Genomic DNA, 14,298 nt, shown 5'->3' with positions numbered 1-14,298 from the left:
CGCACGCGGGTCAGTGCGCGGCGGACTCCCAGTCGCCGCCGACGCCCACGGACACGTCAAGCGGGGCCCGCAGCTCCACGGCCGCGCCCATCTCCCGGCGCACCAGCTCCTCGACCCGCTCCCGCTCGCCGGGGGCGATCTCCAGGACGATTTCGTCATGGACCTGGAGCAGCATCCGCGACTTCAGGGCCGCCTCGGCGAGGGCCTTGTCCACGCGCAGCATGGCGACCTTGACGATGTCGGCGGCGGTGCCCTGGATCGGGGCGTTCAGTGCCATCCGCTCGGCGGCCTCACGGCGCTGGCGGTTGTCGCTGTTCAGGTCCGGCAGATAGCGGCGGCGACCGAAGACCGTCGCCGTGTAGCCGGTCGCCCGGGCCTCGTCGACCACCCGCTGGAGGTAGTCGCGGACCCCGCCGAACCGCTCGAAGAAGGTCTCCATCAGCCCGCGCGCCTCGGCCGGCTCGATGTTCAGCTGCTGGGCGAGACCGAACGCCGACAGCCCGTACGCCAGGCCGTACGACATGGCCTTGATCTTGCGGCGCATCTCGGCGTCGACCTGGGAGCGCTCCACGCCGAACACCTGCGAGGCGACGGTGGTGTGCAGGTCCTCACCGGACAGGAACGCCTCGATCAGGCCCTCGTCCTCGGAGAGGTGCGCCATGACGCGCAGCTCGATCTGGCTGTAGTCGGCCGTCATCAGCGACTCGTAGCCCTCGCCGACGACGAAGCCCCGGCGGATCGCGCGGCCCTCGTCCGTGCGCACCGGCACGTTCTGCAGGTTGGGGTCCGTGGAGGACAGGCGGCCGGTCGCGGCGACGGTCTGGCTGAAGCTGGTGTGCACCCGGCCGTCGGCGGCGATCGCCTTGACCAGGCCCTCGACGGTCACCCGCAGCTTGGCCTGCTCCCGGTGCCGCAGCATGATCACCGGCAGCTCGTGGTCGGTCTGCGTGGCCAGCCAGGCCAGCGCGTCCGCGTCCGTGGTGTAGCCGGTCTTCGTCTTCTTCGTCTTCGGCAGGTCCAGCTCGCCGAAGAACACCTCCTGGAGCTGCTTGGGCGAGCCGAGGTTGAACTCGTGGCCGACCGCCGCGTGCGCCTCCTTCACCGCCTGCTGCACGGCGCCCGCGAACTGCTGCTCCATGGCTTCCAGGTGGTCGCGGTCGGCGGCGATGCCCGCCCGCTCCAGCCGGGCCAGCAGCTCGGACGTCGGCAGCTCCATCTCGTGGAGCAGCTCGACCGCGCCGACCTCGGGCAGCTTCGCCGCGAAGGCGTCGCCCAGGTCGAGGACCGCGCGGGCCTGCGCCATCAGCGCGTCCGCCTCGGCGGTCTCGTCGGCACCGAACGCCAGCTGTCCGGCGGCGGCCGGCGGCTGGAGCTCACGGCCCAGGTACTCCACGGACAGCACGTCCAGCGCGAAGGAACGCCGGCCCGGCTTGACCAGGTAGGCGGCGAGCGCGGTGTCCATGGTGACGCCCGCCAGGGTCCAGCCGTGCTCGGGGAAGACCCGCATCAGACCCTTCGCGTTGTGCACCACCTTGGGGCGCCCCGCGTCCGCGGCCCAGGCCGCGAATGCCCGCTCGTCGGCCTCGTCCAGCGAGGACGGCTCGAACCAGGCGGCCGCGCCGCCCGCCGAGGCCAGCGCGACCTCACTGACGCTGCCGGCGCCCAGCATCCAGCTGTCCACGGTGGACACGCCCAGCGGACCGGCCCCGTGCGCCTCCAGCCACGGCGCGAGCTCGCCCGCGCCCAGCACCGACCCGTCCAGCTCCACACCGGCCGCCGGAGCCGGGGCCTCCTCCGCCACGGCCGCGCCCGGGTCCACGGCCAGCAGCCGCTCCCGCAGCGAGGCGTTGCGGATCTCCAGCACGTCCAGCACCCCCGTGACCGCGGCCCGGTCGTACGGGGCACGCACCAGGTCGGCCGGGGTGCTGGGCAGCTCCACGTCCTTGACCATCTCGGTCAGCACCCGGTTGAGCTTCACGGCCTCCAGGTGGTCGCGGAAGTTCTGCCCGGCCTTGCCCTTGACCTCGTCGGCCCGGTCCACCAGCTCCGCGAACGACCCGAACTGCGTGATCCACTTGGCGGCCGTCTTCTCCCCGACACCCGGGATGCCCGGCAGGTTGTCCGACGGGTCACCGCGCAGCGCCGCGAAGTCCGGGTACTGCTGGGGGGTGAGCCCGTACTTCTCCACGACCTTCTCCGGAGTGAACCGGGTCAGCTCGGAAACACCCTTCGTCGGATACAGCACCGTCGTGTGCTCGGAGACCAGCTGGAAGGAGTCCCGGTCACCCGTGACGATCAGCACGTCGAAGCCGAGGGCCTCGGCCTGCGTCGCCAGCGTCGCGATCACGTCGTCGGCCTCGAAGCCGTCCACCGCGAACCGCGGCACCTTCATCGCGTCGAGCAGCTCGCCGATCAGCTCGACCTGCCCCTTGAACTCGTCCGGGGTCTTCGAGCGGTTCGCCTTGTACTCGGGGAACTCCGTCGTGCGCCACGTCTTGCGGGACACGTCGAACGCCACCGCGAAATGCGTCGGCGCCTCGTCACGCAACGTGTTCGCCAGCATCGACGCGAAGCCGTAGATGGCGTTCGTCGGCTGGCCCGTGGCCGTCGTGAAATTCTCCGCGGGCAGCGCGAAGAACGCCCGGTACGCCAGGGAGTGCCCGTCCATGAGCATCAGGCGGGGGCGGTCCGCTGCGGTCGGCTGGTCGGTCTTCTTCGATGCTGTCTCTGCCACGCCCCCGATCCTAGGCGCCCCCACCGACAAATCCGCCGCCGGCGATGTCAGCCGGGCGTGACAGGATCGGACGTGTACGCGAAGACTGCTCGAAGGGGAGCGACATGGCCACCAAGCCGCCCGCAGGTGATCCGGTACAGGACGCGCCGCACGTCGGTCCCCCGCAGCACGCCGCCGCCGGCCTGCCCGCCATCGCGCACACCCTGAAGGCCGGGTACGAGCAGATGGGGCTGCGCCGCACCGCGCGGACCCTCCTCAAGGTCAACCAGAAGGACGGCTTCGACTGCCCCGGCTGCGCCTGGCCCGAGGGCGACCAGCGGCACGCCGCCGAGTTCTGCGAGAACGGCGCCAAGGCCGTCGCCGAGGAGGCCACGCTGCGCCGGGTCACCCCGGACTTCTTCGCCGCCCACCCGGTGTCCGAGCTGGCCGCCCGCAGCGGCTACTGGCTCGGCCAGCAGGGCCGCCTCACCCACCCCGTGTACCTGCCCGAAGGCGCCGACCGGTACGAGCCCGTCAGCTGGAAGAAGGCCTTCGCGATCATCGCGGAGGAGCTGGGGGCCCTGTCCTCCCCCGACGAGGCGCTCTTCTACACCTCCGGCCGCACCAGCAACGAGGCCGCGTTCCTCTTCCAGCTCTTCGCCCGCGAATTCGGCACCAACAACCTGCCGGACTGCTCCAACATGTGCCACGAGTCCTCAGGCTCAGCACTGGGCGAGACCATCGGCATCGGCAAGGGCAGCGTCTCCCTCGAGGACCTCCACCGCGCCGACCTGATCATCGTCGCCGGCCAGAACCCGGGCACCAACCACCCCCGCATGCTCTCCGCGCTGGAGAAGGCCAAGGAAGCCGGCGCGAAGATCATCTCGGTGAACCCGCTGCCCGAGGCCGGCATGGAGCGCTTCAAGAACCCCCAGAGCCCCCTCGGCATGCTCAAGGGCACCCCCCTCAACGACCTCTTCCTCCAGATCCGCATCGGCGGCGACCAGGCCCTCTTCCGCCTCCTCAACAAACTCGTCATCGAGACCGACGGCGCCCTCGACGAGGACTTCATCCGCGAGCACACCCACGGCTACGAAACCCTCGCCGCCGCCGCCGGGAACACCGACTGGGACGAGACCCTCACCGCCACCGGCCTCACCCGCCCCGAGATCGAACGCGCCCTGGCCATGATCCTGGCCTCCGAGCGCACCATCGTCTGCTGGGCCATGGGCCTCACCCAGCACAAGCACTCCGTCGCCACCATCCGCGAGGTCGTCAACCTCCTCCTGCTCCGCGGCAACATCGGCCGCCCCGGCGCCGGCGTCTGCCCCGTCCGCGGCCACTCCAACGTCCAGGGCGACCGCACCATGGGCATCTTCGAACGCCCCGCCCCCGCCTTCCTCGACGCCCTCGACCGCGAATTCGGCATCACCTCGCCCCGCGCGCACGGCTACGACGTGGTCCGCTCCATCGAAGCCCTGCGCGACGGCAAGGCCAAGGTCCTCTTCGCCATGGGCGGCAACTTCGTCGCCGCCACCCCCGACACCGCCGTCACCGAAGCCGCGATCCGCCGCGCCTCCCTCACCGTCCACGTCTCCACCAAGCTCAACCGCTCCCACGCGGTCACCGGCCGGCGCGCCCTGATCCTGCCCACCCTCGGCCGCACCGACAAGGACGTCCAGGAGAGCGGCCGCCAGTTCGTCACCGTCGAGGACTCCATGGGCATGGTCCACGCCTCCCGCGGCAACCTCGCCCCCGCCTCCCCCCACCTGCTCTCCGAACCGGCCATCGTCGCCCGCATGGCCCGCGCCGTCCTCGGCACCGCCTCCAGGACCCCCTGGGAGGACTTCGAGAACGACTACGCCGCCATCCGCGACCGCATCGCCCGCGTCGTCCCCGGCTTCGAGGACTTCAACACCCGCGTCGCCCGCCCCGGCGGCTTCCAGCTGCCCCACGCCCCCCGCGACGAACGCCGCTTCCCCACCACGACCGGCAAGGCCAACTTCACCGCCGTCCCCGTCGAGTACCCCCGCGTACCGGCCGGCCGGCTGCTCCTGCAGACCCTGCGCAGCCACGACCAGTACAACACCACCATCTACGGCCTCGACGACCGCTACCGCGGCATCACCGGCGGCCGCCGCATCGTCATGGTCAACCCCGAGGACGCCGCCGAGCTCGGCCTCGCCGACGGCTCCTACGCCGACCTCGTCGGCGAATGGAAGGACGGCGTCGAACGCCGCGCCCCCGGCTTCCGCGTCGTCCACTACCCCACCGCCCGCGGCTGCGCCGCCGCCTACTACCCCGAGACCAACGTCCTGGTCCCCCTGGACTCCACGGCCGACACCAGCAACACCCCCGCCAGCAAGTCCGTCGTCGTGCGCTTCGAACCGGCCTGATAGAACGGCCCCGACACACTGGTTAACGACCGTTGACGAACGGAGCAGACCCATGGGCGACGAGCAGCACGCCGTGAAGTTCCCCCAGGAAGTCCTCGACGAGTACGCGGCTCTGGGCATAGACCTGCCCGCCCTGTTCTCGGCGGGCGATCTCGGCCGGCGCATGGAGATCCAGATCCTGGAAGCCTCCGCCGAACGCGTCGTCGCCACCATGCCCGTCAAGGGCAACACCCAGCCCTACGGACTCCTCCACGGCGGCGCCTCCGCCGTCCTGGCCGAAACCCTCGGCTCCGTCGGCGCCATGATGCACGGCGGCATCAACAAGATCGCCGTCGGCGTCGACCTCAACTGCACCCACCACCGCGGCGTGCGCGACGGCCGGGTCACCGGCGTCGCCACCCCGGTCCACCGCGGCCGCTCCACCGCCACCTACGAGATCGTCATCTCCGACGAGCAGGACCGCCGCGTCTGCACCGCCCGCCTCACCTGCCTGCTGCGCGACACGGAGTCTTAACAGCCGGGCCGGCACGAGCCGTTGTGCCGTACGCGGCGCCGGTCTAGCGTTCCCGCATGGGATCCGGACCGGCGCCGCGCGGCGCCACGGCCACATGCCGGGCGACGGCACCGCGCACCGCCGCCGGCGCCCGCATCGACGCCGCCACCGTCAGCGCCCCCGTCCCCGCCGGGACCGCCACCGCCTCCCGTACCGCCGGGCCCCGGCCGTGAGCGCCGGCATCGGCCCCGTGGAGCCCGGGGAGGGCACGGAGGACGGTCACGCCCCGCGCACGGGGGCGCGTACCCCCCGGGCGGCCGCCTGGATCCGCTCGCGCTACGCCCGCCACCGCGGGGCCGTCCTGGCCGTCGCCGCGGCCGCCGTACTGGCCGCGGGCGCCGCACGGCTGTACGCCGCGTGGCCCGATCCGCCCCGCCCCCAGGCGCCGCCCGCCCCCTCGCAGGCGCTGTCCCTGACGTACGGGGAGCCGATGGAGCCGCCGCCCCCCGACTACGCGTTCGCGTTCACTGTGCGTGTGCGGACCGGGTGGGGGCCGGCCATCTCGGTGGAGCGGATCGGCCAGCCCTCGCGGGCGCTGAGCGTGACGATCCGGCCACCGCTCCCGGCCGCGGTCGGCGCGGGGGAAGAACGCGGGCTCCTGCTGCTCATTCGGGTAAAAGACTGCGTGCATGTAGCACGGAATTCCGGGCTGCCCTTTTTGGAGGTGACCCTGAGTAATGGGTTCCAGAAAGAGGATCACAGTTACATCCCCGGTGACCGATATGCGCGAGATCTTTCCGTCGCCCTGACCAGGGCATGTCCCGCAGACCGAGACACGCCCCCCACTGGCCCGTCATGAGCAAACACCCCCAGAGTCCTGGCATGACAGGACTCAAACCACCCCAAGCTCCTGCCGCGTCTCACCATGCGGACAAGACGAACCGGCCTGAATTCCCCCGTTCCACCCCCCGTGAACCGCTATGTATTACGCCGTGGCATAACAAGAGAGTCACATCATTGGCCTCAGCCCTCCATATCCCCCGAAGAGCCGCCTAGAGTCACCGCCAGTTACCGCGACCGCGCCGGATTTCCTCAGTTCGGTTCCCCGCGTTCGACTCGACGCGTCCCACGGGGGGACGCGGCGCCAGGAAAGGACTGATCGTGCGTTCTCGTCAGCTCATCGCCGTGACCGCCGCCCTCGCCGCGGGCGCTCTCACCCTCACCGCCTGCGGATCCCGCGACGACAAGGGCGGAGCCACCGCCGACGGCGGCAACACCACCGTCGTCATCGGCGTCGACGCCCCGCTGACGGGCGACCTCTCCGCCCTCGGCCTCGGCATCAAGAACTCCGCCGACCTCGCCGCCAAGCAGGCCAACGAGAAGAAGTACGTCAAGGGCGTCACCTTCAAGATAGAAGCCCTCGACGACCAGGCCCAGGCCTCCTCCGGCCAGCAGAACGCCACCAAGCTCACCGCCAACAAGGACGTCCTCGGCGTCGTCGGCCCGCTGAACTCCTCGGTCTCCGAGGCCATGCAGAAGGTCTTCGACGACGCGAAGCTGGCCCAGATCTCCCCCGCCAACACCAGCCCGTCCCTGACCCAGGGCCCCAAGTGGGCCGAGGGCCAGAAGACCCGCACCTACAAGAGCTACTTCCGCACCGCCACCACGGACGCCATCCAGGGCCCGTACGCGGCGCAGTACCTCTTCAACAAGGCGGGCAAGAAGAAGGTCTTCATCATCGATGACAAGAAGACCTACGGCGCCGGCCTCGCCGCGACCTTCAAGGGCGAGTTCACCAAGCTCGGCGGCGCCGTCGCCGGCGAGGGCCACATCGACCCCGAGTCCAAGGACTTCTCGGCGATCGTGACCCAGGTCAAGAGCTCCGGCGCCGACGTCGTCTACTACGGCGGCGAGTACCCGGCGGCCGGCCCCCTGAGCAAGCAGATCAAGGCCTCCGGCACCAACATCCCGCTCGTCGGCGGCGACGGCATGAAGGACAAGAAGTACGTCGAGCTCGCCGGCGCCAGCGCCCAGGGCGACCTCTGCACCTCCGTCGGCGCCCCCGTCGAGAGCCTGGCCTCCGCCAAGGAGTTCGTCGACAACTACAAGAAGGCCGGCTACAAGGACGACTACTCCGCCTACGGCGGCTACTCGTACGACTCCGCCTGGGCCGTCATCGAAGCCGTCAAGAAGGTCGTCGACGCCAACAACGGCAAGCTCCCCTCCGACGCCCGCGCCAAGGTCCTCGAGGCCGTCCAGGGCGTCAACTTCGAAGGCGTGACCGGCAAGGTCTCCTTCGACGAGTTCGGCGACGCCACCAACAAGCAGCTCACCGTCTACAAGGTCGACGGCGACGACTTCAAGACCGTCGAGTCCGGCACCCTCGCCGGCTGACCTCCCACCGGCTGACCCCCCAAGCCTCACCCCTCACCTGCCGCGCGGGGCGCGCACCATTGCGCCCCGCGCGGTGTCACATCCGTCGAAAGACTCGGAGGACCTGCGGTGCACGAACTGCCGCAACAGCTGGTCAACGGCCTGCTACTGGGATCCATGTACGGGCTCGTCGCCATCGGCTACACGATGGTCTATGGCATCGTCCAGCTCATCAACTTCGCCCACGGCGAGATCTTCATGACCGGCGGGTTCGGAGCCCTCACGGTCTGGCTGATGCTCCCCGGCGGCACCACCATGTGGCTCGCGCTGCCGCTCATGCTCATAGGCGCCATCATCGTCGCCACCCTCATAGCCGTCGGCGCCGAACGCTTCGCCTACCGGCCGCTGCGCAACGCTCCACGCCTCGCCCCGCTCATCACCGCCATCGGCCTCTCCATCGTCCTCCAGCAGGTCGTGTGGGCCTGGTACCCCGACGCGAAGTCCTCCGTCGTCTTCCCCGAAATCCCCGGCGGCCCCTTCCACCTCGGCAGCATCACCATCCAGACCGGTGACGTCTTCCTGCTGCTCGCCGCGCCCATCTCCATGGCCTTCCTCGGCTTCTTCGTCAAGAAGACCCGCACCGGCCGCGGCATGCAGGCCACCGCGCAGGACCCCGACACCGCGAAGCTCATGGGCATCAACACCGACCGCATCATCACGGTCGCCTTCGCCCTCGGCGCCGCCTTCGCCGCCGTCGGAGCCGTCGCGTACGGCCTCAAGTACGGCGAAGTCAACTACCGCATGGGCTTCATCCTCGGCCTCAAGGCCTTCACCGCGGCCGTCCTCGGCGGCATCGGCAACATCTACGGCGCCATGATCGGCGGCATCGTCCTCGGCCTCGCCGAAACCCTGACCACCGCCTACATCGCCGACGTACCGGGCATGCAGCAGCTCGGCGGCCAGTCCTGGGGCAACACCTGGGCGTTCGTACTCCTCATCCTCGTGCTTCTCTTCCGGCCCCAGGGTCTGATGGGCGAGCGCGTGGCGGACAGGGCGTGAGAACCATGACGACCACCACCACAGACACCACGCCGCAGAAGGCCACCAACGGCCGAGCGGGAATCTCCCTCCCCGAGAAGACCGCCCGCGCCCTCGCCACCGCCGGCGGCGCCCTCACGGTCATCTCCTGCTTCCTCGCCTGGACCTGGACCTCCGCCTTCCCCGGTGACCTCACCGTCTACGGGTACCCCGGCGGCCTCCAGTGGCTCGTCCTCGTCGGCGGCGCCCTCACCGCGCTCTTCGGCCTCAGCTCCTACGGCATCAAGGGCCTGCGCTGGCTCGCCCCCGCCGGAACCGACGCCGCGATCAAGCTCTGCGCCCTCGGCACCCTCCTGACGGTGGCCTACACCGTCTGGGCGATCAGCAACACCCTCGGCGGCCTCGTCAACCTGGAGCCCGGCGGCGTCGTCGCCCTCGTCACCGCCCTCGCCGCCTACCTCGGCGCCCGCTCCCTCCCCTTCGAACGCCCCGCCACCGAACCGGCGGACCCCGAAGACACCTGGTGGGAGCAGACCAAGCACAACATCGGCAACAGCTGGGCCGTCACCAAGGCCGCCCACGCCAGCGGCACCGCCAAGCCGGCCCGCGAACTTCCGGCCTACGCCGAGATCCTGCTCATCACCGCCGTCCTCGCCGTCGCCCTCGGCGTCTTCACCTACGGCGTCACCACCCCCTACCAGGAACTCTTCCTCGGCTTCCTGATCACCGCCGGCTTCGGCTTCACCGCCCTCAACAAGGCCGGCCTGGTCGCCCGCTTCACCGCCCTCACCGCCAAGCACCGCAACGTCGCCCTCGTCGGCGCCTTCGTCGCGGCCGCGGCCTTCCCCCTCACCCAGACCGACGACCAGTACGCGACCCTCGGCGTCAACATCCTCATCTTCGCCACCGTCGCCCTCGGCCTGAACATCGTCGTCGGCCTCACCGGCCTCCTCGACCTCGGCTACGTCGCCTTCCTCGGCGTCGGCGCCTACACCGCGGCCCTGGTCTCCGGCTCCCCCAACTCCCCCTTCGGCGTGCACCTGCCCTTCTGGGCCGCACTCCTCGTCGGCGCCCTCGCCTCCATGGTCTTCGGCGTCCTCATCGGCGCCCCGACCCTGCGCCTGCGCGGCGACTACCTCGCCATCGTCACCCTGGGCTTCGGAGAGATCTTCCGCATCTCGATGAACAACCTCGACGGCGTCAGCGGCCCCGACCTCACCAACGGCCCCAACGGCATCGCCGGCATCCCCAACGTCAACCTCTTCGGGTTCGACTTCGGAGCCAGCCACACCATCGCCGGATTCACCGTCGGCCGCTTCGCCAACTACTTCCTGCTGATGCTCCTGGTCACCCTCATCGTGATCATGGTCTTCCGCCGCAGCGCCGAATCCCGCATCGGCCGCGCCTGGGTCGCCATCCGCGAAGACGAGACCGCCGCCGAAGCCATGGGCATCAACGGCTTCCGCGTCAAGCTCATCGCCTTCGCCCTCGGCGCCACCCTCGCCGGCCTCGCCGGAGCCGTACAGGCCCACGTGAACTACACCGTCACCCCGGACCAGTACGTCTTCGCCAACGCCGTCCCCCCGAACTCCGCCTTCCTCCTCGCGGCAGTCGTACTCGGCGGCATGGGCACCATCTCCGGCCCCCTCGTCGGCGGCGCCCTCCTCTTCATGATCCCCAACAAGCTCCAGTTCCTGGGCGAGTACCAGCTCCTCGTCTTCGGCATCGCACTCGTCATCCTGATGCGCCTGCGCCCCGAAGGCCTCATCCCCAACCGGCGCAACCAGCTCGAACTCCACAAGGACCTCGAAGCGCCCACAGTCCTCGGCAAGACAGGGGCCTGATCCATGACCACCACCACGACCGCAACGGCGACCGAAACGGTCCTCGACGCCCGCGGCGTCACGATGCGCTTCGGCGGCCTCACCGCCGTCAAGAACGTCGACCTCACCGTCCGCAGCGGCGAGATCGTCGGCCTCATCGGCCCCAACGGCGCCGGCAAGACCACCTTCTTCAACTGCCTCACCGGCCTCTACATCCCCACCGAGGGCGAAGTCCGGTACAAGGGCACGGTCCTGCCCCCCAAGTCCTACAAGGTCACCGCGGCCGGCATCGCCCGCACCTTCCAGAACATCCGTCTCTTCAACAACATGACGGTCCTGGAAAACGTCCTCGTCGGACGCCACACCCGCACCAAGGAAGGCCTCTGGTCCGCCCTCCTCCGCCTCCCCAGCTTCGGCCGGGAAGAGCAGGCCAGCCGCGAGCGCGCCATGGAACTCCTCGAGTTCATCGGCCTCGACCACAAGGCCGAGCACCTCGCCCGCAACCTCCCCTACGGTGAACAGCGCAAGCTCGAGATCGCCCGCGCCCTCGCCAGCGACCCCGGCCTCATCCTCCTGGACGAGCCCACCGCCGGCATGAACCCGCAGGAGACCCGCGCCGCCGAAGAGCTCATCTTCGCCATCCGGGACAAGGGCATCGCCGTCCTCGTCATCGAGCACGACATGCGCTTCATCTTCAACCTCTGCGACCGCGTCGCCTGCCTCGTCCAGGGCGAAAAGCTCATCGAAGGCACCGCCACCGAGGTCCAGAGCGACGAACGCGTCGTCGCCGCCTACCTCGGCGAACCCTTCGAAGGCGCCCCCGGCGCCGAAGAAGCCGCCGAGGTCGAAGCCGCCGAAGCCGCCGCCGAGGGCGAAGCCGCCGAGGACGAGACCACCGAGGACGGGGCCGCCGAAGCGCACAGCACCACCAGCACGGACGGAGAAGCCAAGTGACCGCCCTCCTCGAGGTCGAGGACCTCCGCGTCGCCTACGGCAAGATCGAAGCCGTCAAGGGCATCTCCTTCACCGTCAACGAAGGCGAAATCGTCACCCTCATCGGCACCAACGGCGCCGGCAAGACCACCACCCTGCGCACCCTCTCCGGCCTCATCAAGCCCAAGGGCGGCCAGATCAAGTTCCAGGGCAAGTCGCTGAAGAAGGTCCCGGCGCACGACATCGTCTCGCTCGGACTCGCCCACTCCCCCGAGGGGCGGCACATCTTCCCGCGCATGTCGATCGAGGACAACCTCCTCCTCGGCGCCTTCCTCCGCAACGACAAGGAAGGCATCCAGAAGGACGTCCAGCGCGCCTACGACCTCTTCCCCATCCTGGGAGAGCGCCGCAAGCAGGCCGCCGGCACCCTCTCCGGCGGCGAACAGCAGATGCTCGCCATGGGCCGCGCGCTCATGTCCCAGCCCAAGCTGCTCATGCTCGACGAGCCCTCCATGGGCCTCTCCCCGCTCATGATGCAGAAGATCATGGCGACGATCGCCGAGCTCAAGGCCGCCGGAACCACCATCCTGCTGGTCGAGCAGAACGCCCAGGCCGCGCTGTCGCTGGCCGACCAGGGCCACGTCATGGAGATCGGCAAGATCGTCCTGTCCGGCCCGGGCCGCGAGCTCCTCGTCAACGAGGACGTCCGCAAGGCCTACCTCGGCGAGGACTAGTCCCGCCGGCCGGCCCCGTGAAGCCGTGAGGCCCGTCTCCCCTCGGGGGGAGACGGGCCTCACGCGTTCCGGACGCCGGATCCCTTACTTGCCGGCGTTCTGCTTCTTCTCCTCGGCGTCCTCGATGACCGCCTCGGCGACCTGCTGCATGGACATGCGGCGGTCCATGGAGGTCTTCTGGATCCAGCGGAACGCGGCCGGCTCGCTCAACCCGTACTGCGTCTGCAGGATGCTCTTGGCCCGGTCGACCAGCTTGCGGGTCTCCAGCCGCGCGGAGAGGTCCGCGACCTCCTTCTCCAGCGCCTTCAGCTCCGCGAAACGGGACACGGCCATCTCGATCGCCGGGACGACGTCGCTCTTGCTGAACGGCTTCACCAGGTACGCCATGGCCCCGGCGTCCCGCGCCCGCTCCACGAGGTCGCGCTGCGAGAAGGCGGTGAGCATGAGCACGGGGGCGATGGACTCCCCCGCGATCTTCTCGGCGGCGGAGATCCCGTCGAGGACCGGCATCTTCACGTCGAGGATCACCAGGTCGGGCCGGTGCTCCCGCGCGAGCTCGACGGCCGTCTGCCCGTCCCCGGCCTCGCCGACGACGGAGTAGCCCTCTTCTTCGAGCATCTCTTTCAGGTCAAGACGGATGAGCGCCTCGTCCTCGGCGATGACGACGCGGGTCGTCAGCGGCGGAACGTGCGACTGGTCGGCGTCGGGCGTGGGCGTCGACTCGTGCTCGGCGGTCACGGAGGCTCCTCTTTGCGGGGCATAACAAGCTCCCCCGAGCCTACCTAGCTGCGGTAAGGTGGACACGCAGCGGGTCGGGGGTAACCTTCGATTCGTTGGGCCCCGGTAGCCCAATTGGCAGCAGGCGATGGATTCAAAACCCATACAGTGTCGGTTCGAGTCCGACCCGGGGCACTTTTCCTTCTTTTCCAAGGTCACGCGAGTATCGCGTGACCTTCACTCGTTTCAGCGAAGCGTATCCAAATGCGGCACGTGAACGAATTCCGCACGGCAACGTCGATCACATGTACGACATGGCCACCCGTCGCCACACCCTGCGGCTGCTCGCCCAGGGGCGGAGCCTGAACTCGGTCAGCAAGGAAACCGGGATATCCCGGGCCGCCATTCGGGAATGGCGAATCCGCATCGATCCACTCCCCCGCCTCAATCAGTCGGCGCCGTGTGCCGGCCCGGCCGACGATGCCGCCTACGCCTACCTCCTCGGCCTCTACCTCGGCGACGGCTGCATCAGCCCGCACCCCCACGGTGGGTACTACCTCCGCATCGCGTGCGCGGACGCCTGGCCCGGCCTCATCGAGCTGTGCCGGGCAGCGATCCTGGCCGTACGGCCGACGGACAAGGTCTACGTGCTGCAGCGACAGGGCTGTGTGGCCGTCACCAGTTACGGACGGCACTGGCCGTGCCTCTTCCCCCAGCACGCGCCCGGCAGGAAGCACGACCGCCGCATCGCCCTCGAGCCCTGGCAGCGGAAGGCCGTCGACGCGCACCCCTGGGATTTCATCCGAGGGCTGATCCATTCCGACGGGTGTCGGACCACCAACTGGACCGTCCGGAACGGCAAGCGGTACGAGTACCCCCGGTACTTCTTCACCAACAGGTCCGAGGACATCACCGGGCTCCTGACCCGCACCCTGGACCGGGTCGGCGTCCGGTGGAAGCGGGCAAACAAGTACAACGTTTCCATCGCCCGGAAGGAATCCGTCGCCCTGATGGACGCCCACGTCGGGCCGAAGTACTGACCCTAGCCTTGAGTCTCCAGTGGGTGGAGACCTCAGGG

11 protein-coding genes and 1 tRNA gene are annotated in these 14,298 nt (G+C 69.6%); 10 read left to right on the top strand and 2 right to left on the bottom strand.

Features of this window, described 5'->3' with window-relative positions; all coding sequences use genetic code 11:
* Positions 1-10: 10 nt before the first annotated feature.
* A complete protein-coding gene (gene polA, locus ACZ4WZ_RS11385) occupies positions 11-2,734 on the bottom strand; it encodes a DNA polymerase I (protein ID WP_467888252.1) in 2,724 nt (907 codons plus the stop codon).
* A 104-nt stretch (positions 2,735-2,838) separates the two neighbouring features.
* On the opposite strand from polA, the gene ACZ4WZ_RS11380 reads away from it, so the two are divergent.
* From ACZ4WZ_RS11380 to ACZ4WZ_RS11345, 8 genes are all read left to right on the top strand, one after another.
* On the top strand, positions 2,839-5,109 hold the full coding sequence (locus ACZ4WZ_RS11380) for an FdhF/YdeP family oxidoreductase (RefSeq protein WP_467888250.1): 2,271 nt from the start codon (positions 2,839-2,841) through the stop codon (positions 5,107-5,109).
* Between the two features lie 52 nt (positions 5,110-5,161).
* Positions 5,162-5,623, top strand: coding sequence for a PaaI family thioesterase (locus tag ACZ4WZ_RS11375; protein ID WP_467888249.1), 462 nt, complete (start codon positions 5,162-5,164; stop codon positions 5,621-5,623).
* Between the two features lie 56 nt (positions 5,624-5,679).
* Positions 5,680-5,835 (top strand): hypothetical protein, encoded by a 156-nt coding sequence (locus ACZ4WZ_RS11370; RefSeq protein WP_467888247.1) that lies wholly within the window; start codon positions 5,680-5,682, stop codon positions 5,833-5,835.
* Positions 5,836-6,763: 928 nt separating this feature from the next.
* The gene (locus ACZ4WZ_RS11365) at positions 6,764-7,996 is read left to right on the top strand and encodes a branched-chain amino acid ABC transporter substrate-binding protein (RefSeq protein ID WP_388935205.1); all 1,233 of its coding nucleotides are present in this window, start codon (positions 6,764-6,766) and stop codon (positions 7,994-7,996) included.
* 108 nt (positions 7,997-8,104) lie between these two features.
* A complete protein-coding gene (locus ACZ4WZ_RS11360) occupies positions 8,105-9,034 on the top strand; it encodes a branched-chain amino acid ABC transporter permease (RefSeq protein ID WP_388935209.1) in 930 nt (309 codons plus the stop codon).
* 5 nt (positions 9,035-9,039) lie between these two features.
* Positions 9,040-10,857 carry a branched-chain amino acid ABC transporter permease gene (locus ACZ4WZ_RS11355; RefSeq protein ID WP_467888244.1) on the top strand — a complete coding sequence of 606 codons (1,818 nt, stop codon included), beginning with the start codon at positions 9,040-9,042 and terminating at the stop codon, positions 10,855-10,857.
* A gap of 3 nt (positions 10,858-10,860) precedes the next feature.
* Positions 10,861-11,790 (top strand): ABC transporter ATP-binding protein, encoded by a 930-nt coding sequence (locus ACZ4WZ_RS11350; RefSeq protein ID WP_467888241.1) that lies wholly within the window; start codon positions 10,861-10,863, stop codon positions 11,788-11,790.
* On the top strand, positions 11,787-12,503 hold the full coding sequence (locus ACZ4WZ_RS11345; RefSeq protein ID WP_385763406.1) for an ABC transporter ATP-binding protein: 717 nt from the start codon (positions 11,787-11,789) through the stop codon (positions 12,501-12,503). Before ACZ4WZ_RS11350 ends, ACZ4WZ_RS11345 begins: the two co-directional genes overlap by 4 nt.
* A gap of 84 nt (positions 12,504-12,587) precedes the next feature.
* Here the strand turns inward: ACZ4WZ_RS11345 and ACZ4WZ_RS11340 are convergent, their stop codons facing one another.
* Complete coding sequence (locus tag ACZ4WZ_RS11340) at positions 12,588-13,241, bottom strand: ANTAR domain-containing response regulator (protein WP_467888238.1); 654 nt, start codon at positions 13,239-13,241, stop codon at positions 12,588-12,590.
* Positions 13,242-13,340: 99 nt separating this feature from the next.
* Here ACZ4WZ_RS11340 and ACZ4WZ_RS11335 point away from each other — a divergent pair.
* Both ACZ4WZ_RS11335 and ACZ4WZ_RS11330 read left to right on the top strand, forming a co-directional pair.
* A tRNA-Leu gene (locus ACZ4WZ_RS11335) sits at positions 13,341-13,415 on the top strand.
* A 110-nt stretch (positions 13,416-13,525) separates the two neighbouring features.
* Positions 13,526-14,260, top strand: coding sequence for a transcriptional regulator (locus ACZ4WZ_RS11330; RefSeq protein WP_467888235.1), 735 nt, complete (start codon positions 13,526-13,528; stop codon positions 14,258-14,260).
* The last annotated feature ends 38 nt before the right edge of the window (positions 14,261-14,298 follow it).

This window comes from Streptomyces sp. NPDC029122 (assembly GCF_055569445.1).
This window is presented reverse-complemented; position numbering and strand designations above follow the sequence as displayed.